Annotated in this window: 19 protein-coding genes; 7 read left to right on the forward strand and 12 right to left on the reverse strand. The window is 36.3% G+C overall.

Annotated features, from left to right (window positions below):
* Nucleotides 1-2 precede the first annotated feature (2 nt).
* The 5 genes from M0Q20_RS03490 to M0Q20_RS03510 all read right to left on the reverse strand — a co-directional run bounded on the left by M0Q20_RS03490 (nt 3) and on the right by M0Q20_RS03510 (nt 4942).
* Nucleotides 3-1250 (reverse strand): serine hydroxymethyltransferase, encoded by a 1248-nt coding sequence (locus M0Q20_RS03490; RefSeq protein ID WP_295058776.1) that lies wholly within the window; start codon nt 1248-1250, stop codon nt 3-5.
* A gap of 79 nt (nt 1251-1329) precedes the next feature.
* A complete protein-coding gene (lysS, locus tag M0Q20_RS03495) occupies nt 1330-2853 on the reverse strand; it encodes a lysine--tRNA ligase (RefSeq protein WP_295058777.1) in 1524 nt (507 codons plus the stop codon).
* Between the two features lie 46 nt (nt 2854-2899).
* Nucleotides 2900-3376, reverse strand: a complete 477-nt coding sequence (locus M0Q20_RS03500) for a Fur family transcriptional regulator (protein ID WP_295058778.1) — start codon at nt 3374-3376, stop codon at nt 2900-2902.
* 1 nt (nt 3377) lies between these two features.
* Nucleotides 3378-4028 (reverse strand): CvpA family protein, encoded by a 651-nt coding sequence (locus M0Q20_RS03505; protein ID WP_295058779.1) that lies wholly within the window; start codon nt 4026-4028, stop codon nt 3378-3380.
* Entirely contained in the window at nt 4028-4942 is a 915-nt protein-coding gene (locus M0Q20_RS03510; protein ID WP_295058780.1) for a GGDEF domain-containing protein, read from the reverse strand. The genes M0Q20_RS03505 and M0Q20_RS03510 overlap by 1 nt, the downstream gene beginning before the upstream one ends.
* Before the next feature lie 162 nt (nt 4943-5104).
* Between M0Q20_RS03510 and M0Q20_RS03515 the strand changes: the two genes are divergently transcribed.
* Nucleotides 5105-6457 carry a class II 3-deoxy-7-phosphoheptulonate synthase gene (locus M0Q20_RS03515; protein WP_366933651.1) on the forward strand — a complete coding sequence of 451 codons (1353 nt, stop codon included), beginning with the start codon at nt 5105-5107 and terminating at the stop codon, nt 6455-6457.
* Nucleotides 6458-6472: 15 nt separating this feature from the next.
* Here the strand turns inward: M0Q20_RS03515 and abc-f are convergent, their stop codons facing one another.
* A complete protein-coding gene (abc-f, locus tag M0Q20_RS03520) occupies nt 6473-8413 on the reverse strand; it encodes a ribosomal protection-like ABC-F family protein (RefSeq protein ID WP_295058782.1) in 1941 nt (646 codons plus the stop codon).
* Nucleotides 8414-8562: 149 nt separating this feature from the next.
* Here abc-f and M0Q20_RS03525 point away from each other — a divergent pair, with 149 nt between their 5' ends.
* The gene (locus tag M0Q20_RS03525; RefSeq protein ID WP_295058783.1) at nt 8563-9960 is read left to right on the forward strand and encodes an MBL fold metallo-hydrolase; all 1398 of its coding nucleotides are present in this window, start codon (nt 8563-8565) and stop codon (nt 9958-9960) included.
* A 15-nt stretch (nt 9961-9975) separates the two neighbouring features.
* Here M0Q20_RS03525 and M0Q20_RS03530 read toward each other — a convergent pair whose 3' ends face one another.
* Nucleotides 9976-10284 carry a hypothetical protein gene (locus M0Q20_RS03530; RefSeq protein ID WP_295058784.1) on the reverse strand — a complete coding sequence of 103 codons (309 nt, stop codon included), beginning with the start codon at nt 10282-10284 and terminating at the stop codon, nt 9976-9978.
* An 8-nt stretch (nt 10285-10292) separates the two neighbouring features.
* Complete coding sequence (locus M0Q20_RS03535) at nt 10293-11120, reverse strand: universal stress protein (protein ID WP_295058785.1); 828 nt, start codon at nt 11118-11120, stop codon at nt 10293-10295.
* Between the two features lie 248 nt (nt 11121-11368).
* Between M0Q20_RS03535 and htpG the strand changes: the two genes are divergently transcribed.
* Nucleotides 11369-13261, forward strand: coding sequence for a molecular chaperone HtpG (gene htpG, locus M0Q20_RS03540; protein WP_295058786.1), 1893 nt, complete (start codon nt 11369-11371; stop codon nt 13259-13261).
* Between the two features lie 100 nt (nt 13262-13361).
* Nucleotides 13362-13868 carry a hypothetical protein gene (locus M0Q20_RS03545; RefSeq protein ID WP_295058787.1) on the forward strand — a complete coding sequence of 169 codons (507 nt, stop codon included), beginning with the start codon at nt 13362-13364 and terminating at the stop codon, nt 13866-13868.
* Between the two features lie 3 nt (nt 13869-13871).
* On the opposite strand, the gene M0Q20_RS03550 is transcribed toward M0Q20_RS03545, so the two are convergent.
* The 3 genes from M0Q20_RS03550 to M0Q20_RS03560 are packed head-to-tail and all read right to left on the reverse strand — an operon-like array spanning nt 13872 to nt 14698.
* Nucleotides 13872-14039: a hypothetical protein gene (locus M0Q20_RS03550; RefSeq protein ID WP_295058788.1), complete on the reverse strand. Its 168-nt coding sequence runs from the start codon at nt 14037-14039 to the stop codon at nt 13872-13874.
* 8 nt (nt 14040-14047) lie between these two features.
* Nucleotides 14048-14356: a hypothetical protein gene (locus tag M0Q20_RS03555; protein WP_295058789.1), complete on the reverse strand. Its 309-nt coding sequence runs from the start codon at nt 14354-14356 to the stop codon at nt 14048-14050.
* Nucleotides 14357-14407: 51 nt separating this feature from the next.
* Nucleotides 14408-14698 (reverse strand): DUF3817 domain-containing protein, encoded by a 291-nt coding sequence (locus M0Q20_RS03560; protein WP_295058790.1) that lies wholly within the window; start codon nt 14696-14698, stop codon nt 14408-14410.
* A 146-nt stretch (nt 14699-14844) separates the two neighbouring features.
* On the opposite strand from M0Q20_RS03560, the gene M0Q20_RS03565 reads away from it, so the two are divergent.
* The 3 genes from M0Q20_RS03565 to M0Q20_RS03575 are packed head-to-tail and all read left to right on the forward strand — an operon-like array spanning nt 14845 to nt 18222.
* Nucleotides 14845-15078 (forward strand): OadG family transporter subunit, encoded by a 234-nt coding sequence (locus M0Q20_RS03565; RefSeq protein ID WP_295058791.1) that lies wholly within the window; start codon nt 14845-14847, stop codon nt 15076-15078.
* Nucleotides 15079-15086: 8 nt separating this feature from the next.
* The gene (locus M0Q20_RS03570; protein WP_295058792.1) at nt 15087-16889 is read left to right on the forward strand and encodes a biotin/lipoyl-containing protein; all 1803 of its coding nucleotides are present in this window, start codon (nt 15087-15089) and stop codon (nt 16887-16889) included.
* A gap of 4 nt (nt 16890-16893) precedes the next feature.
* Complete coding sequence (locus M0Q20_RS03575; RefSeq protein WP_295058793.1) at nt 16894-18222, forward strand: sodium ion-translocating decarboxylase subunit beta; 1329 nt, start codon at nt 16894-16896, stop codon at nt 18220-18222.
* Nucleotides 18223-18287: 65 nt separating this feature from the next.
* On the opposite strand, the gene M0Q20_RS03580 is transcribed toward M0Q20_RS03575, so the two are convergent.
* Nucleotides 18288-19052 (reverse strand): pyrroline-5-carboxylate reductase, encoded by a 765-nt coding sequence (locus tag M0Q20_RS03580; protein ID WP_295058794.1) that lies wholly within the window; start codon nt 19050-19052, stop codon nt 18288-18290.
* Between the last annotated feature and the right edge of the window lie 39 nt (nt 19053-19091).

Genomic DNA, 19091 nt, shown 5'->3' on the forward strand with positions numbered 1-19091 from the left:
CTCTAATATGTTGATTGATTATATATTACAAAATTTTGAGCCAACTCTTGAAGCTCTTTTTTCACGTTTGCTTGCAGCTCTGTATTGTTGATATCATCAAGAACATCCGCAATTTTATTCGCTATGAACTCAAACTCTTTCTCTTTCATGCCTCTTGACGTAAGGGCAGGGCTTCCTATGCGGATACCGGAAGTTACAAACGGACTTCTTGTCTCTCCCGGAACAGTGTTTTTATTTACGGTAATGCCTGCATTTCCAAGAGCTATATCCGCATCCTTTCCTGAGAATTCACGATTTAAAAAGGAGAGTAGAACTAAGTGGTTGTCTGTTCCACCACTTACTAAGTCATAACCTCTTTTTACAAGAACTTCACCTAGAATTTTGGAATTTGCTTTTACTTGTTTTGCATAATCTTTCCATTCAGGAGATAGATTGTACTTAAACCCTACTGCTTTTGCTGCAATCACATGTACTAATGGTCCACCTTGAAGAGCAGGGAAGATTGCAGAGTTCATCTTCTTAGCAATCTCCTCATCATTTGTCATTATCATACCGCCTCTTGGACCTGCAAGAGTCTTATGAGTTGTTGTTGTTACAACATGAGCATGAGGAAACGGGCTAGGGTGCTCACCGGCTGCAACAAGACCTGCAACATGCGCAATATCTGCAAACATTATAGCTCCAACCTCATCAGCAATTTCACGAAATTTTGCAAAATCTATCTCTCTGGCATATGCGGATGCACCACAAACTATGATTTTTGGCTTAACTGCTTTAGCAATCTCCATAATCTTCTCATAATTCATACGACCATCAAGCTCTACACCATATGTAAAACTAGAGTAGTTTTGACCTGAAAAACTCGGTTTTGAGCCATGTGTCAAGTGTCCACCATGGCTTAAATCCATACCTAAAAGCTTATCTCCGGCTTTTAATAGACCGGCATAAACAGCGGCATTTGCTTGGCTCCCCGAGTGTGGTTGAACATTTGCGTAGTTACATCCAAAAAGTTCACATGCCCTATCAATTGCTAACTGCTCAACGCCATCAGCATATTCACATCCGCCATAGTAGCGCTTACCTGGGTAACCCTCAGCATACTTGTTTGTAAATACACTTCCCATAGCTTCCATTACAGCCGGAAGTGTAAAGTTTTCAGATGCAATCATCTCTAAGTGGTTAGTTTGACGCTCTAGCTCTTTTTCGCATAAATCAAATATCTCTTTATCATACTCTTGTAAAAAACTCATTGTATTGTAATTCCTCTTATTAATTTAAAGGCTAAAAAAGTCAACTCTTTTAGCTACGCTTGCCGCTATGGCACTAAAGCTATATATCAGTGTGGGATTCGTCACGCTTATCTTCTGTGTGTATCGGTTTCATTGCCGGAAACAGAAGTACATCTCTTATTGAGTGCTCATTTGTTAAAAGCATTACCAGTCTATCTATACCTATACCTTGTCCGGCAGTCGGTGCCATACCATAGCTTAGGGCTTCTACAAAATCTATATCCATATCATGTGCTTCATCATCGCCACACTCTTTTGCTGCACATTGAGCTTCAAAGCGACCAAGTTGATCTACCGGATCGTTAAGCTCGCTAAATGCATTTGCAATCTCACGTCCTGCAATAAAAAGCTCAAAACGTTCAGTGATTTTTGGATTTTCATCACTTCTTCTTGCAAGAGGAGAGATATCAACCGGATATTCAGTTATAAATGTCGGGTTAATAAGCCTCTCTTCGACAAACTCATCAAACAGTTCGCCTTGAAGTTGACCTAAAGAGAGATCGCTTTTTACTTGAATGTTTTTGCTCTTTAAAAACTCTACTATTTTATCTCTGTCATTTACTATCTCTTTGGGTACTTTACCTATAGTATGTAGGGACTCTATTAGAGGTATCTCACTAAATTTTTCAAAATTAATTTCTAAATCGCCATAAGGAAGAAGCACAGGAAGATTTAGATGTTCAAAGAGGTATTTAAAATACTCTTTTGTTATCTCTATGAGATCTTTATAGGTCTTATATGCCCAGTAGAACTCAATAGAGGTAAACTCCGGATTGTGCGTAGCATCCATTCCCTCGTTTCTAAAATTTCTATTTATCTCAAAAACCGCTTCAAATCCACCAATAATTAATCTCTTTAGATAGAGTTCAGGTGCAATTCTAAGGTATCTGTCGATACCGAGAGCATTATGATGAGTAACAAAAGGTTTTGCATTTGCTCCACCTGCAATTGGGTGCATCATCGGAGTTTCAACTTCTAAAAAGCCTTTCTCTTCAAAGAAACGGCGAGTTAAGGAGATTACTTTTGAGCGTATCTTAAATGTTTTACGAACATCAGCGTTCATAATGAGATCAAGATATCTTTTTCTGTATCTAATCTCCTTGTCCGTCACACCATGAAATTTCTCCGGAAGAGGTGAAATTGCTTTTGTAAGCAGTCTTAACTCATCTGCATGAAGAGAGAGCTCGCCTTGTCCTGTTACAAAAGGGTAGCCGGCTACTTCAACAATATCTCCGACCTCTATAAGTTTTTTAAAAATATTGTTGTAAAAACCTTCAGGAAGATTATCTCTTGCTACATAAACTTGGAGCACTCCGCTCTCATCCTCAATTTGAATAAAACTCGCTTTACCCATAATTCTAAAGAGTTTTATACGACCCGATAAAATATAGTGACGTTTTTCATCTCTTTTGTTCTCTTTAAACTCTATGTCGGAGTTTACATTTAAATACTTTTCAATCGTCGTATTTCTTTTTGAATCGTTAGAGTAGGGGTTAAATCCCTCTTTTTTTAAAAGTTCTGCTTTTTCAACTCTTAGTTGTATAAATTTGTTATCAAAAACCAATAGTTTTCCTTTATTTTTGCGTAAGTGCTAATTTTATTAAGCGTATCTATTTTGCTCTACACTCTTTGCAGATTCCATAAATCTGCATGGAGTGATCTTTCATATCAAAACCGAGCTCCTCGGCAATTTTATGTTGTCTCTCTTCTATCTGCTCGTCAACAAACTCTATTATAGTACCGCATGATGTACATATAAAATGGTCATGATGATGTTTTGCGCCAAGTTCGTACTTTTTCCCCTGTGCTCCAAAAGATAGTGATGTGACCATATCGGACTCTTCTAAAAGAGATAGTGTTCTATATACAGTAGCAATTCCTGTTTTTAAATCAGGAAATTTCTCTTGAATAAGATTATGAAGAGACTCAGGCGTTAAGTGTTCATCAGAGTTATAGAGAGTCTCTAGGATAACTTCTCTTTGAATTGTAAATTTTAGACTATTTTTTTTCAGTAAACTTTTGAAGTTTTCAAGCAACTGCTTGTAGGCAACTGTTTTATCATTGAAGTCGGTTGTAATTTTAGACATATTATTGACCCTCCTTTGTAGATAAATTTTGCTCTATAATCTCACTTACTTCTTGTTTTGTGTCATCTATGATTTTTACTGCTGAATCTTTGATGCTCTCATCTATGCTGTTTCCGATTGCTTGTGTGCTTTTTTGAATAGTTTCGTTTATATCGTTTGAAATTTCAATAGGGTCTAGTTTCATAATCACGCCTCCCGTTTTTACCAAGGCAGGAAATAGAAAGCTGTTTTGCATAATTGAATCTACGTTTGCTCTCATGGCTTTAATATTATAAGCGGCATGTGCAATAACTGCAGCAATAAGAAAGAATTTACCTGCGCTAAAGATGAAACCGAGTATCTTGTCAAATATGCCAAGTCCACTAAGTGAGCTGAGTTTTTTGAAGATTAGACCGACTCCAACCATTAGAAGCCAAAAAAGTATAAGTGTTACTAAGAAGCCTGTAAAGTCAGTAGCGGCGCTACTCTCAAATTTAAAAATAGTATCGCTAATAACTATGCCGACATCATCTCCAACGCGAGAAGCTACAAAAATACCGCCAATAATGCCTAAGAGACCAAAAAGTTCCTTGAAAAAACCGTTTATTATTCCCTTTAGCCCTAAAAAGAGCACTATAATAGATATTATAATATCAAAATAACTAAAACTCATTATTCATATACCTTTGAGACCATATTTTTTCCGTTGTTTTTAGAAGTGTATAGAGCTTTATCTGCTCTAGCCATAAGAGAGTCGGGAGTATCATCTTTTAAATATTTTGTAAGCCCGATACTAGCGGTTATAGATATTTTTTGACCCATATATATGAGGTTGTTTGAGCTGATTAGTTTTAATAGTCTCTTTGCTATAGATTCAGACTCTTCATCGCTATTGCGGCTTAAGATGATTGTAAACTCCTCGCCGCCAAATCTAAAAATTTTATCTCCGTCTCTCAATGCTTTTCTGAGAATATTTGAGATAAAAATAAGAATTTTATCCCCGGTAATGTGACCGTAGTTATCATTTATGGATTTAAAGTTGTCAATGTCAATCATAAGTATATGCAGATGATATGGTATATCTTTGTTTGCACACACTTCCCTTAAGTATGAGATTAGCGCTCTTCTGTTAAAAACTTTTGTAAGCGGATCTAGATTAGAGGTCTCTTCTAGCACTTTTACTTTGCTTGTAAGCTCTGAAATCACTTCATTTGCTTTGCTAACCTCTTTTGTCATGTGAGATTGAATCTCATCAAATTTTTCTGTTAAAGTTTGAAGGTCAATATGCTTTTCACTATATTGATTTATCGTCTCTTTGTTTAGTTGTGAAAGTTCGCCAAATATTTCATTACTGTTTTTATAAGAGGATAAACTCTGTTTTACAAGCTCTTTATATGAGTTGCTAAAGGCTTCTCTGGCATGCTCTATAGAGTCTATATCTTTGTCATTTATGTTGGAAACAACTTCAATAGCATCTCTTAAATAGCAAATAACCTGCCCTTTAGTAGCCTCCTCTTGCGAGTTGACTCGTTCAAGCAGATTTTGATAAATCTCTTCTATTAATGCTTTTAAATCGTTTTTTTCCATAAATGTGCATCCATTAAAAAATATAGTGCATTATACATTTTTAAGCATAAAAAAAAGCTTTCATCTTCTTTGAATTGCGATTAAATAGAGTAATAAGAGGTATTTTAGGTACTATAATGTAAAATTACAAAAAATATTTGGTATATATTAAATAAAGGTTTAATAATGAGTATCTGGACACCTTCTAGTTGGAGGCAAAAGCCTATTGTGCAGCAACCGACATATACAGATGTAGAAGAATTAAATAGAGTTTTAGCAGAATTAAAAGAGTATCCGCCGCTCGTTTTTGCAGGTGAGGCTCGCTCGCTTAAGAGCCAGTTGGCAAATGTTTCCGAGGGCAAGGCTTTTTTACTTCAAGGTGGGGATTGTGCTGAGAGTTTTAGCGAGTTTCATGCCACAAATATTCGTGATACGTTTAAAGCTATTCTTCAGATGGCTGTTGTTATGACATATGCAGGCGGGCTTCCCGTAGTAAAAGTAGGGCGTCTTGGCGGACAATTTGCAAAGCCTCGTTCAAGTGATACTGAGACGATAGATGGCGTAACACTTGATGCTTACCGTGGCGATATTATTAATGGTGTTGAGTTCACCTCTAAATCACGTACTCCGGACCCACAAAGGATGATAAAAGCGTACAATCAATCAGCAGCTACGCTAAACCTTGTTCGTGCTTTTGCAACAGGCGGTTTTGCGGATCTGCATAAAGTACATCAGTGGAATTTGGATTTTACGCATCAGAGTGAAATCAGTAAAAAGTATGAAGATTTAGCAGAGGAGATTGAAAAATCTTTGAAGTTTATGCAAGCATGCGGAATTACCTCTAAAACACATAGAACTCTCCGTGAGACGGATTTTTATACCTCGCATGAAGCGCTATTACTGCCATATGAAGAGGCGTTTACTAGAAAAGATTCTACTACCGGTGATTGGTATGATACATCTGCGCATATGCTTTGGATAGGGGATAGAACCCGTCAAATTGACGGTGCTCATGTTGAGTATATGAGAGGCATTAATAACCCTATAGGTGTTAAAGCCGGACCATCGATGGATCCGGAGGATTTAATAAAACTATGCGATATTTTAAACCCTGAAAATGAAGCAGGTCGTCTAAATATTATTGTAAGAATGGGCGCAAATAAAGTGGGTGACGGTATGCCAAAACTCATTCGCGCGGTTGAGCGTGAAGGCAAAAAAGTTGTCTGGAGTTGTGACCCAATGCATGGCAACACTATTAAATCATCAAACAACTTTAAGACTCGTCCGGTGGATGCAATTCTTACAGAGATGAAGCAATTTTTTCAAGTTCATAGAGCTGAAGGCACATATGCCGGCGGTGTTCACTTAGAGATGACAGGTAGAAATGTAACAGAGTGTATTGGCGGCTCTTTTATAGTAACAGAGGAAGATTTAAGCTCCCGCTACCATACTCACTGCGATCCACGCTTAAATGCCGATCAAGCTTTAGAGCTGGCATTTTTAATAGCAGATACTCTAAAAGAGGTTAAAAAATAGTTAGCACATTTCGTGCTAGCTCCTATTTATCTCCTCTTCTTTCTCCTGAATATTTAAAAGTTCCTCAACTTTCTGTTCATATATATTTTTAAGCTCTTCAAGCTCACGAGCTAGTTGTGATATACCTATCTTTTCATAACATGCCGGATCTGCTAAAGAGCTGTTCTTCTCATCAATTTGAGCTTCAAGCTCATCTATCTCTTGAGGAAGCTTCTCTAATGCAATTTTCTCTTTATAGGTTAGTTTTAGCTCTTTTTGCTTGCTTGGTTTTATCTTAGGCTCTATTTTTTTGCTCTCTTGCTCCATGTCGCTTAGTTCTTTTAACTCTTTTTCAAGTTCTAAATATTCAGAGTAGCTTTGATAGCTCTCCTCTATGCGCTTATCCTCTTTAAAAATAAAGAGTTTCTTTGCTATTTTATCTACAAAATATCTATCATGACTGACAATAATAACCGCCCCGCTAAAGTTTATTAACTGCTCTTCTAAAATATTAATTGTCGGAATATCCAGATCATTTGTAGGCTCATCTAGAATTAAAATATCAACATCTTTTGTAAACAGCAGAGCAAGCGCGATACGATTTTTCTCCCCACCGCTGAGTACCCCGATTTTTTTGTCCAGAAACTCTCTTGGAAAAAGAAAGTTTTTTAGGTATCCGTAAACATGCATATCTCGTCCACGAACACTTACTCTATCTCCACCATGCGGACAGAACGTCTCTATAAGGTTTTTATCATCATCGAGCATCTCTCTGTGCTGGTCAAAGTACCCTATCTTAAACTCGCCTCTTTTAATAACTCCGCTTGTAGGTTCAATGCGTCCTAAAAGAGCCTTTAGCAGAGTTGACTTTCCGCTACCGTTTGGTCCTACTATTGCAATAACATCTTTTTGCAGAATTCTGGTGTTAAAATCTTTTAAAAGTTCTTTGTTACCAACTTTTAGTCCCAAATTTTCTACTTCAAAGAGCATTTTTTGCTTATTAATGCTTTTATCACGGTTGAAGTGTTTGGCTTCGCGCTCAAGCTCAAGCGACATTTTTTTTATTTTAGAGGGGTTTGTTTTAGCCTCTTCCCTTAGAGCCATTAGACGCTCTTTTCGCCCCTCATTTCTTTTAAGCCTTGCTTTTACGCCTCTTGAGAACCACTCATTTTCTCTTTTTAATAAATCAAGAAGGTTCTCATGCTGTTTTTTTAGAGTTCGCATATACTCCTCTTTTTGAGTAAGATAGCTGCTATAGCCTCCGCGATACTCTCTAAGTGAGCAATCTTCAACTTCGACACTTTTTGTTGCTACTCTATCTATGAAGTATCTGTCGTGTGAAATAAAAACAAGAGTAAACTTCTCTCGCAGAAGTAGCTCCTCCAAAAACTCAACCATGTAAACATCTAGATGATTTGTAGGTTCATCTAGAAGTAGAATATCGGGTTTTTGAAGAAGGAGTGATGCAAGAGCAACACGTCTTTGTTCCCCACCGCTAAGCATAACTACAAGACTATTTTCATACTGTTTAAGGTCAAAGTGCTGCATGATTCTCTCAATCTTGTCATCAAGATTCCAAGCGTTATGATGTTCAATATAGCGGGAGAGTCTCTCATGCTCATCTAGTAGTGTCTTGTTCTCAAAATCATCTGCAAGCTTAAGCGAGAGTTCGCTGTATCTTGCTTTTGCTAAATTTAGCTCCTTTAGCCCAGCCTCTACAGCTTCACGAACAGTATGGCTCTCATTAAAATTTGGCTTTTGCTCTAACATTTTAACTTCAAGGTTTTGCCTAAGAATTCTCTCTCCACTATCTTGTTCAAGAGTTCCGTTTATAATTTTCATAAGAGTTGATTTGCCGCTGCCGTTTTTTCCTATAATGACGATTCTCTCACCTTCATCAACATGAAAATTAACATCTGTTAGAATCTTTTGCGCTTCATAATGTTTGGATATGTTTAATAGATCTATTAGTGCCATTTACTCTTCTACTTATTATTTCTTTAATATATGGATTATATTATAAAATATATAAGAGATAGGTTTTGTATGCTTTAGTTAATGTCATTAATACTAAAATATAGATATTTAAATATAATAATTAAGAGTGTAGTTACAAAAGGATAAAAATGGTTAAGGTAACATCATATGGTGCGGCACAGACGGTAACGGGTTCATGTCATCTACTTAAGATAGGCTCAATTAAGATACTGATTGATTGCGGTATGTTTCAAGGCGACGGCGGAAGCAAAAAAAACTATGAACCCTTTGGTTTTGAGCCCTCAGATGTGCACTATCTTATTTTAACACATGCGCATCTTGATCATATTGGAAGAGTTCCAAAGCTCATAAAAGAGGGGTTTAAAGGTAAAATTATTGCAACGGAAGCTACATTTGATATAGCTAAGATTATGCTTTTAGACGGTGCGGGGATTTTACAAGAAGAGTATAAGACAATAAGTAAAAAAGCACGAAGACGTGGGGAGGAGGATAGCATACTAGAACCACTCTATACAAAAGAGGATGTAAAAAAAGTTTTTGCTAAAAAGTGGAAAACGCTACAATATTATGAGGAGCATAAGCTAAAACAGCACATAACCGTATCTTTTGGCAACGCAGGTCATATTATGGGAAGTGCTTTTGTTATGATTGATTATCAAGAGCAAAACGAACATAAACGCATTGTCTTTTCTGGAGACCTAGGTCCTAAGCAAAGGCTCATAATTGATGAGCATGATAAACTTGATAGAGCAGATGCTCTTTTTATAGAGTCAACCTATGGGGATCGTCTGCATAAGTCCTTAGAACAGAGTATAGAGGAGTTTAAAGAGGCGGTTATTTCGACACTTAAAGATAAAGGTACGATTTTAATACCCTCTTTTGCGCTAGAGAGAACACAAGAGATACTTTGGCTGCTTCATGAGATGCACGGAAGTGGCGAATTGCCCAAATGTCGTATTTTTTTAGATAGTCCGCTTGCTATTAAAGCAACAAAGCTTTACAATAAATACCCCGTTCACCTAAGTGATAAACTAGAGTATCTATCAGGAAGAGGGAAAGACCCATTCTCTTTTGCTTGGCTTGAAACAACTACTACAAGAAATCAATCCATGGCGATAAATAGAGTAAAGGAGCGCTCTATTATAATTGCAGGTAGCGGTATGTGTAACGGTGGACGTATTATGCACCACTTAAAACACAAACTTTGGAATGCCAGAAATGCAGTTATATTTGTTGGATTTCAAGTAGAAGGAACACTGGGAAGAAGCATCGTTGATGGTCAAAAAAGCGTTAAAATATATGGAGAGGATATAATCGTTAAAGCTAAAGCGTACACAATTAACGGCTTTTCTGCTCATGCAGATCAAAAAGATTTAATTGATTGGATAGGAACTGCAAATAATTTGAAAAAACTCTATCTAATTCATGGAGAGAGAGATAAAATGGAGATATTTGCAACTGCAATAAAAAATAGACTCGGACATGAGAGCCATATTGTAGAACATGGAAACTCTATAACACTTTAAAGTGTCGATGCCGGCTTACTCAACTTCATGGCATATCATCTTTGCCGCATACCAGTCGGCTATCTCTTTGTCACTATAGTGAAACTCTCTTTGAGATAGAGGGATAACACTATTGCGAAGTTTTGAGCGAATAATTCCCATAATTATAAAAACTAGCACTAAAGTCAACAGAGCAATAAAAAAATCATACATATACCATACAACAAGAGTAGTTGTAACAGCTCCGTATTGCAATATGAGTCTCAAAAAGAGCGAGACTGTTTTGCATCCCCTTGAGTAGAGCTTAGGCGTTGGTTCTCTTGGCTCTACAAACTCTTCTACCATAACTAAAGCTATTTTAAAACAAAAACATCAACAGCGGATTGCTCCAAAATATCAAAAGCAAAGAAGCTTACGTTTTGTGTTGCATGGATTGCTAGTAGGTCATAGTTTATATCGGCAACCTCATTTTTAAACTCTTTAGGATTTAGAGAGCTCTGTAGAGCAGAGGCAGTAATTTTAATCTCTTTTGGTAGAGCTAAAGATTTTAAAAATAAATCAACACTCTGTTCGCTCTCTTCTCTTAAAGAGTCTTGATACTCTTGAATGCTTTGCTGGTCAACTCCATATGTAATTAACATATTTTCAACCGGAAGATAGTATAGATTTATAAGCGTTATATTTGATTTTGGAAAAATTTTTGCAATTTTTTTAATTGCTTGGGCAGACTCTTGAGATAAATCAGAAAGAACTAAAATGTTTTTATACTCTATCTCATGGTCGATTTTTATAACAAGAACAGGGGTTTGTGCATATTTTATTATCTCTTTAGTATGAGACCCCATAAGAAGCTCACTTAAAAAGTGTGTTTCACCGCTATTTCCCATGATGATTACATCTGCATTTAGAGTTTTTGCCGTATTTGATACCTCTACTTTTACTTTACCGCTAACACAGTGATAGTTCTCTTCTTTGATTGAGCTAAAATTTTTCTTAAGTTCATTAAAGCCGTTTGCTTTAATTGAGTCTAGATTTCTGTTTCTTGAAAAGAACGAACTCTCAACTACGTGGACAACATGAAGTTCCCCATCCATCTTTTTTGTAAATTCAAGTGCCTTTTCTAAAACTACATAACTACTTCTTGAGAAATCTATCGCAACGAGTGTTGTAAATTTTTTCATACTTACTCCAAATCTAAAATAATATTTATGGTCTTATTATATCCAAATTAATTTAAGAGTTTTGCCATTAAAAAAGAAAAATAAAACAAAAATGAAAATAAGTTTTCTTTTTGCCATATTTTAATATTTTAGGTACTTAGAGTAAATATACCTTAGTCCTATTAACTCAATATAGTTGATATAATTTGTATTTATTAACTTTTTTTGCTACTATTATATAGAAATTTTAACTTAAAAGGATTCAAAAGATGGCAAAACATCAGTTTCAAACAGAAGCAAATCAAATACTTAATCTCATGATACATTCACTATATTCAAATAAAGAGATATTTATTCGTGAGTTAGTTTCAAATGCATCGGATGCGCTTGATAAGTTAAACATGCTGGTCTTAACAGATGAGAGTTATAAAGATGTAACGTTTGCACCAAGAGTAGATATCATTGCCGATAAAGAGGCAAAAACTTTAACGATAAAAGATTCCGGTATCGGTATGGACGAAGAGGATTTGATGAACAACCTCGGTACTATTGCAAAATCGGGAACAAAAGCATTTTTAGAAAATTTAACAGGTGACCAAAAAAAGGATTCCAACCTAATAGGACAGTTTGGTGTAGGTTTTTACTCATGTTTTATGGTTGCACATAGTGTTGAAGTTATTACAAAAAAGGCGGCATCGAAGCAGGCTTACATATGGAAAAGCAAGGGTGACGGCGAATTTGAGATAGAAAAAACAACCAGAGATTCCCATGGAACTACAATTGTAATGCACTTAAATGATGATGAAGATGAGTTTTTAGAATCTCATAGAGTCGAGACAATTATCAAAAAATATTCAAATCATATTCCATTTCCGATATTTATGGATAAAGAGAAGTATATTCCTGCTGTTACGGATGATGACGGCAAGGAGATAGAGCCTTCAAGAAATGAGATAGAAAATGTTCAGATAAATCGCGCAAATGCACTTTGGACAATATCAAAAAACGAGATAAAAGATGAGGAGTATAAAGATTTCTATAGCTCAATCGCACACTCTTCTGAAGAGCCGCTCTCTTGGATGCATAATAAAGCAGAAGGTGCAATAGAGTACACAACGCTATTTTACATACCTAGTAAAGCTCCTATGGATATGTATAGGGTTGATTATCAAACCGGAATTAAACTCTACATTAACCGTGTCTTTATTACTGATGATGAAAAAGAGCTTATGCCTACATATATGAGATTTCTGCGCGGTGTAATTGACTCTAAAGATCTGCCTCTTAACGTCTCTCGCGAGATTTTACAATCAAATGCGGTAATGGCAAAAATCAGAAATGCTTCAGTTAAAAAAGTACTCTCAGAACTTACTAAAATTTCTAAAAATGATAAAGAGAAATATAGTAAATTTTTCAAAGAGTTTGGAAATGTTTTAAAAGAGGGGTTATATAGTGACTACGGTAATCGTGAAAAGATTCTGGAGTTAATGAAGTTTAATACCTTGAATTCTGCTGAGATGGTAATGTTTGAAGATTTTGTTAAAAATGTGGATGAAGATAAAAAAGAGATCTATTATATTACCGGTAAAACTTCACTCTCAATGCTGAAAAGCTCACCTGCATTAGAGAGATTTAAGAGTCGAAATATTGATGTTTTAGTATTAAACGAAGAGATAGACACTATAGTCTTTCCAATGGTGACAGAGTATAAGGAGTATAAGTTTGTTCATGTAAGTGATGCCAAATTCACAGAGAGTGAAGAGGAGAAGAAGGCAGAACAAGAGAGAGCTAAAGAGTTTGAAGGATTAGTTAAAGAGATTAAAGATTCTCTTGGTGAGAGTGTTAAGTCTGTTGAGGTTACATTTGACTTAGTAGACTCTCCGGTTAAATTAAAAGAGGATAAAGAGGACCCTGCTTATATGATGGCTCAGATGATGAAGCAGATGGGGCAAAACACAGATGCGCCGGCTCCGGCTCCTATACTTCAAATTAACCCTAATCATGAGCTTATAGCTAAGCTAAAAGCATCAGCTGATCAAAATCTAATTAGTGATGCTGCACATGTTTTGCTAGATCAAGCAAAACTTTTTGAAGGCGTAGAACTAGAGGATACTGCCGGATTTATTTTAAGGCTAAATAGAATTATCTCAAAAGCAATATAGCTATAAACTCTAAGCGCATTTACAGCGTTTGGAGTTTATAAATCTCTTTTAATATATTTTAATTGCTATAATAAAAGCAAAATTATGATATTTTACGCCTATGAACAATAATCCAAAAGAAAGAAGGCGGCCTGAGAATGCCGCACTTCGCCGTGAAATAGACATATTGCTAAAAGAGGGAAGTCTGTTTATGAAACAGAATTTCCAAGAGCTAGATATGCTTGATTACCGCTATGAAATAGGGGAGGCTGTAGAAGAACTCTCTTTGGAAGAAGATATAGTTTATCAACTTGTAGAGGACTATATTATCCAGATACTGAAATCAAAAATAGTATTTTATGAATATATACATGAGCTAAAAAAAGATGAGCTTGAAAATAGAGCATTAGACTATACAAATATTAGAAACTTAGCTCATAAAAATCTAGGTGTTGTTAGAAACTTAAGAATTAAAGATGCTGAGAAGTTATTAAAAGCAATAATGTATGAGGAAGATTTAAACTATCTGAGGCTGTATGTAAAAGCGTTAGAGGTAACAGCCACTAAGCTAAATCCGCTTTGTGCATATGAAACGCTAAAGCTAATTGAGGTTAAAAACTCTCTGTAGATTCTACTTTCTAAGAGATTTTGAAACCTCTTCTAGTATATTACTTGGTTTTTTAATAATTTTTGGTTCATCTTTTTGCGTCGGCAAGATGAAGGCGAGTATAATAAAAACAAACGAAAAAATAATAGCAGTCAGTACGCTAAGTGCTATTTTTAGTTTGAAATCATTCATCTCTTAGTTTAATCCAGTTTATTTAGTCTGTTTGTCGTCATATAAATCCAGAACTCTTTGTGTGAATACCCTTTGTTTAAAAAGAATAGTTGCAAAATAGCAACTCTATATAGAGTAATTAACATTTTTGCATACGGTATGAAAAGACTGAAGCTTACAAGTAGTGACTGCTCCTTATCTCCCTTTGATTTAATCATCTCTTGCATTCCTATGTTTTTGCTTAAGTAAACCCCAAACATTATCGAGAAGAGGAAGTTTAATATAAGACCAAAGATAAGATATGCAATAAAGTCTTGCTCATTTATTCCGGCAATCATAAATATATTCCTTAATTAATAGTAGAGTTATTTTAACTAAAGAAAACTTTTTTATTCATAAGTTTTTATTTTAGCTTTAGTAAAAAAGGTTCCAAAAGGGATAAGAGAAGCGATAAAAAACAGCGTATTTTCTTTAAAAGACCACTTTGCCTCATGCCAAGCTTTAACTAAAAGCAGGCAAAAAAGAATAAAAAGTATTCCATGAATCATTCCTACTACTTTTACAGCTAGCGGTATGTCTAAAAGATATTTCATCGGCATTGCAATAAAAACAAGTGCTAAATATGAGTACCCTTCTATTGTATTTATATGTCCAAATTTGACGACATTTTCATTTTTCATATTTACACCTATACTATTTTTTTATGAATTATATAATCAAAAGGTAACAATTTGGCTCTATATTAAAAATAAAGAAATAGTAATAAGGCTTTTTAAATATTAATATAATACAATTACACGCTAAATAAAAAAAGAGGTATATTGATATGGATACTAATCTTGTAGTAGAGGGATTAAAGTTTATGGGACTAGGAATGGGAGCAGTGTTCTTGTTTCTTACAACTTTGATTTTTCTAATGGGGATGATGTCAAAAATTGTACATAAATTTTTTCCTGAAGTTCAACCGAGTACGAGCTCTTCATCATCAAACACTCAGAGCAATCAAAAAAAGGTAGCTGCAGCTATAACGGCGGCAATTAAATTTCATAGAGAAAGTTAAGGATTAGTATGGCTAAAAAATATATAGATATAATGGATACGACTTTTAGAGACGGTTTTCAGTCCGTTTTTGGCGGTCGTGTTTTAATGAACGATTTTTTTCCTGCAGTGGAAGCGGCAAAAACTGCAGGAATAACTCACTTTGAGTTTGCTGGCGGTGCCAGATTTCAATCTCTGTATTTTTATTTAAGAGAAGATGCATTTGAGATGATGGATAGGTTTCGTGAAATAGTTGGACCTGATGCAAACCTTCAAACTTTAGCTCGTGGTGTAAATACCGTAATGCTAGACACGGGTTCTAAAGAGCTAATTGATTTGCATGCTAAAATGTTTAAAAAACATGGTACCACAACAATTAGAAATTTTGACGCGCTTAATGACGTAGAAAACTTAAAATATTCAGGTGAGAGAATCGTACATCATGGACTTAAACATGAGGTTGTTGTGACAATGATGGATCTTCCTCCCGGATGTTACGGTGCTCATACGGTTGAGTTTTACGAAAAAACATTGCGAGAGATATTAGACAGCGGTATTCCTTACAATAGCATCTGTTTTAAAGATGCATCCGGCACATCAAATCCGCAAAAAGTGTTTGAAACTATTGAGATGGCTAGACGTCTAATACCGGAAGGAACACATCTAAGACTTCATACGCATGAGACGGCAGGTGTTTCCGTTGCTGCATATATGGCAGCTCTTGAAGCAGGTGTAGATGGTATCGATATGGCTGCTGCTCCAGTTAGCGGCGGAACAAGCCAACCGGATATCTTAACTATGCTTCATGCAACAAAAGGGATGGATTATGACCTGGGCGGGTTAGAGATAAATAAAATTCTAACATATGAAAAAGAGTTACAAAACTGCCTATCGGACTACTTTATGCCTCCTGAAGCAACAATGGTATCCCCGATAATACCATTCTCACCAATGCCCGGCGGCGCACTTACTGCAAATACACAGATGATGCGCGATAACGGCATTTTAGATAAATTTCCTGAAGTTATTGCCGCTATGACTGAGGTTGTAGAGAAGGGTGGTTACGGAACATCAGTTACTCCTGTTTCACAATTTTATTTTCAACAAGCACTTAACAATGTTATGCAGGGACCTTGGAACGCAATAGCTCCCGGCTATGGAAAAATGGTGCTTGGATATTTTGGTAAAACTCCGGTTGCACCGGATCCTGAGATTGTTAAAATTGCTTCTGAGAAGTTAGGGTTAGAGCCTACAACAGAAAAAGCTCTTGATTTGGCAAATGCAGATGAGAGCAAATCATTAAACACATGGATTAAGAAGCTTAAAGAAGAGGATATTGAGATTACCGAAGAGAATATCTTCATAGCAGCAGCTTGTCATGAGAAAGGTATCGCTTTTCTTAAAGGTCAAGGCGAGTTAAATGTTCGTAAAATATCAGAAATGAAAAAAGAAGAAGGAAGCAAAAATATGGGTAATGGAAACTATACTGTAGTTGTAGATGGTCAAAAATTTAGTGTTCAGGTTGCAGAAGGAGATGTTAATATTCAAGTTACTGAGGTAAACGGGGAGAGCACGGCAGAGGCTGCTTCTGCACCTAAGAAGGAAGCAGGCTCCGGAACTCTTTTAGATATAAAAGCACTTTTACCTGGAAATGTTTGGAAAATAGTTGCTAATCCTGGTCAAAGCGTTAATGAAGGCGATGTAATTATGATTTTAGAGTCTATGAAGATGGAGATAGACATAGTAGCACCAAAAGGCGGTGTTATAAAATCTATTAATGTTGCTACAAACGATAAAGTAGTTGAAGGTCAAGTCGTAGCAGTTCTAGGATAATTAGATGAAAAAAAATGTTATAAAAACTTTTATGTTTTTGGTACTTCTTAGCTTTAGTTCTCTTTATGCCTCAGTTGCTGAGACTACTTTACATGAAGCGGCTACTAAAAAAGTTGAAACGTATCAGGCGCAGTCATTTTCTGAAATGGTAGGCGGTTTTCTCAGCTCTACGGGAATTAAAGCCTTTTTAAGCCCAGACCCCAATGAACTAAGTTCTCATGGCGATAAAATGAGTGATTTTCACAAATCTTGGGGTAGGGTCATTATGATACTTGTCGCTTTTGCGCTTTTCTATCTTGCAATTGCAAAGGGCTTTGAGCCTCTGCTTCTTTTACCTATAGGATTTGGCGGGCTTTTGGCAAATATTCCTATTGCAGGAATTGCGGGACCTGATGGGTTTTTAGGAATAATGTATGAGATGGGCTTGGCAAATCAGTTTTTTCCTATTCTTATATTTATGGGTGTTGGCGCTATGACTGATTTTGGTCCTCTACTCTCAAATCCAAAAACTGCGCTCTTAGGCGGCGCGGCACAATTTGGAATTTTTGGAACACTAGTTGGAGCAGTTGCACTTGCACAATATACGCCTATTTTTGAATTTACTCTTCAACAAGCTTCAGCTATTTCAATTATCGGTGGGGCTGATGGACCGACTTCAATCTTTATAGCATCAAAACTTGCTCCTGAGCTTTTAGGAGCTATTGCAGTTGCTTCTTACTCATATATGGCTATGGTTCCTATAATTCAACCTCCTATTATGAAAGCACTTACAACAGATGCTGAGAGAAAAATTAAGATGAGTACACTTCGTCATGTCTCTCGCTTAGAGAAGTTAGTTTTCCCGATTATGGTTTTAGTATTAGCTATTTTAGTGCTTCCGGATGCTACGCCTCTTATCGGTGCGTTTATGTTTGGTAACTTCTTGAAAGAGAGTGGTGTTGTAGATAGATTATCTGATACTATGCAAAATGCTTTGATAAATATTGTAACTATCTTCTTGGGATTGGCTGTAGGTTCTAAACTTGCGGCAGATCAGTTCTTGGTTGCAGATACTTTGGCAATTCTAGCACTTGGTGTTGTGGCATTCTCTGCAGGTACTGCTGCCGGTGTAATCATGGCTAAGATTATGAATCTATTTCCTGGAAATAAAGTAAATCCGCTTATCGGTTCTGCAGGTGTTTCTGCCGTTCCTATGGCTGCTCGTGTATCTAATAAAGTCGGTATGGAGTATGACCGCTCAAATATGCTTCTAATGCATGCTATGGGTCCAAATGTTGCAGGTGTTATCGGTTCAGCTGTTGCTGCAGGTATCCTTTTATCACTTTTTAGTTAATCTACTTGCCTTTCAGAGCTTCTAACTACTTTAGAAGCTTCTGATTTTGCTTAAAACTACTTCGTCTATTTTGATAATTCAACTGCTTTTTTATAAGCTTGCTCAATTGCGTTTATACATGAAGCTCTGACATTTCCATCCTCAAGTGCACCGTAGCCTGCGGCAGTTGTTCCACCCGGACTCATAACACCATCTTTTAATAAAGCGGGATGAGTATCTTGTATAAGCTCACCAAATCCGGCAAAAAGACCGCGCATAGTTGCCATAGCATCGGCTCTTCTCATCCCCTGTTTTACTGCTCCATCAGTCAATGCTTCGGCAATTAGTGTCAAATAAGCAGGTCCGCTTCCTGCTAAGCCTGTTGCAATATCAAGCTCTTTCTCGCTCGCTAACCAAAGAGTCGCACCTATAGCCCCAAGCAGCTCTTTTGCCTCCTCCTTGTAGGCTTCATCTCCTGTAAGCGTAGTCATAGATTTTCCAACACTTGCAGCAAGATTTGGCATACTTCTAACAACTGCATATGGATTTAAATTCTGTTTAATCTTTTGCACCGTTGTTCCTGCAAGAACAGAGTAGATAACTTTTGCTCTACCTTCTACTCTAGCGGCTATCTCTTCAACATTTGCGGGTTTTACGCATAGTATTACTGTTTTGCCTTCTATATTACACTCATCCATCAGCTCTTTTTCTATTTTAACACCCAATTCATCTTCAAACTTATTTAATTTTTCTAAATCTCTGCCGATAACTTCGAGTTTATAGCTCTGTTTTAATCCTTTAGCTATGCTTAGAGCCATATTTCCGTTGCCGATAAAAGTGATGGTTTTCATAAAGTGCCTTTATTTTTTTATGGTAGTATAGCATTAACA

The organism is Sulfurimonas sp. (assembly GCF_023229025.1).
GTDB lineage: Bacteria > Campylobacterota > Campylobacteria > Campylobacterales > Sulfurimonadaceae > Sulfurimonas.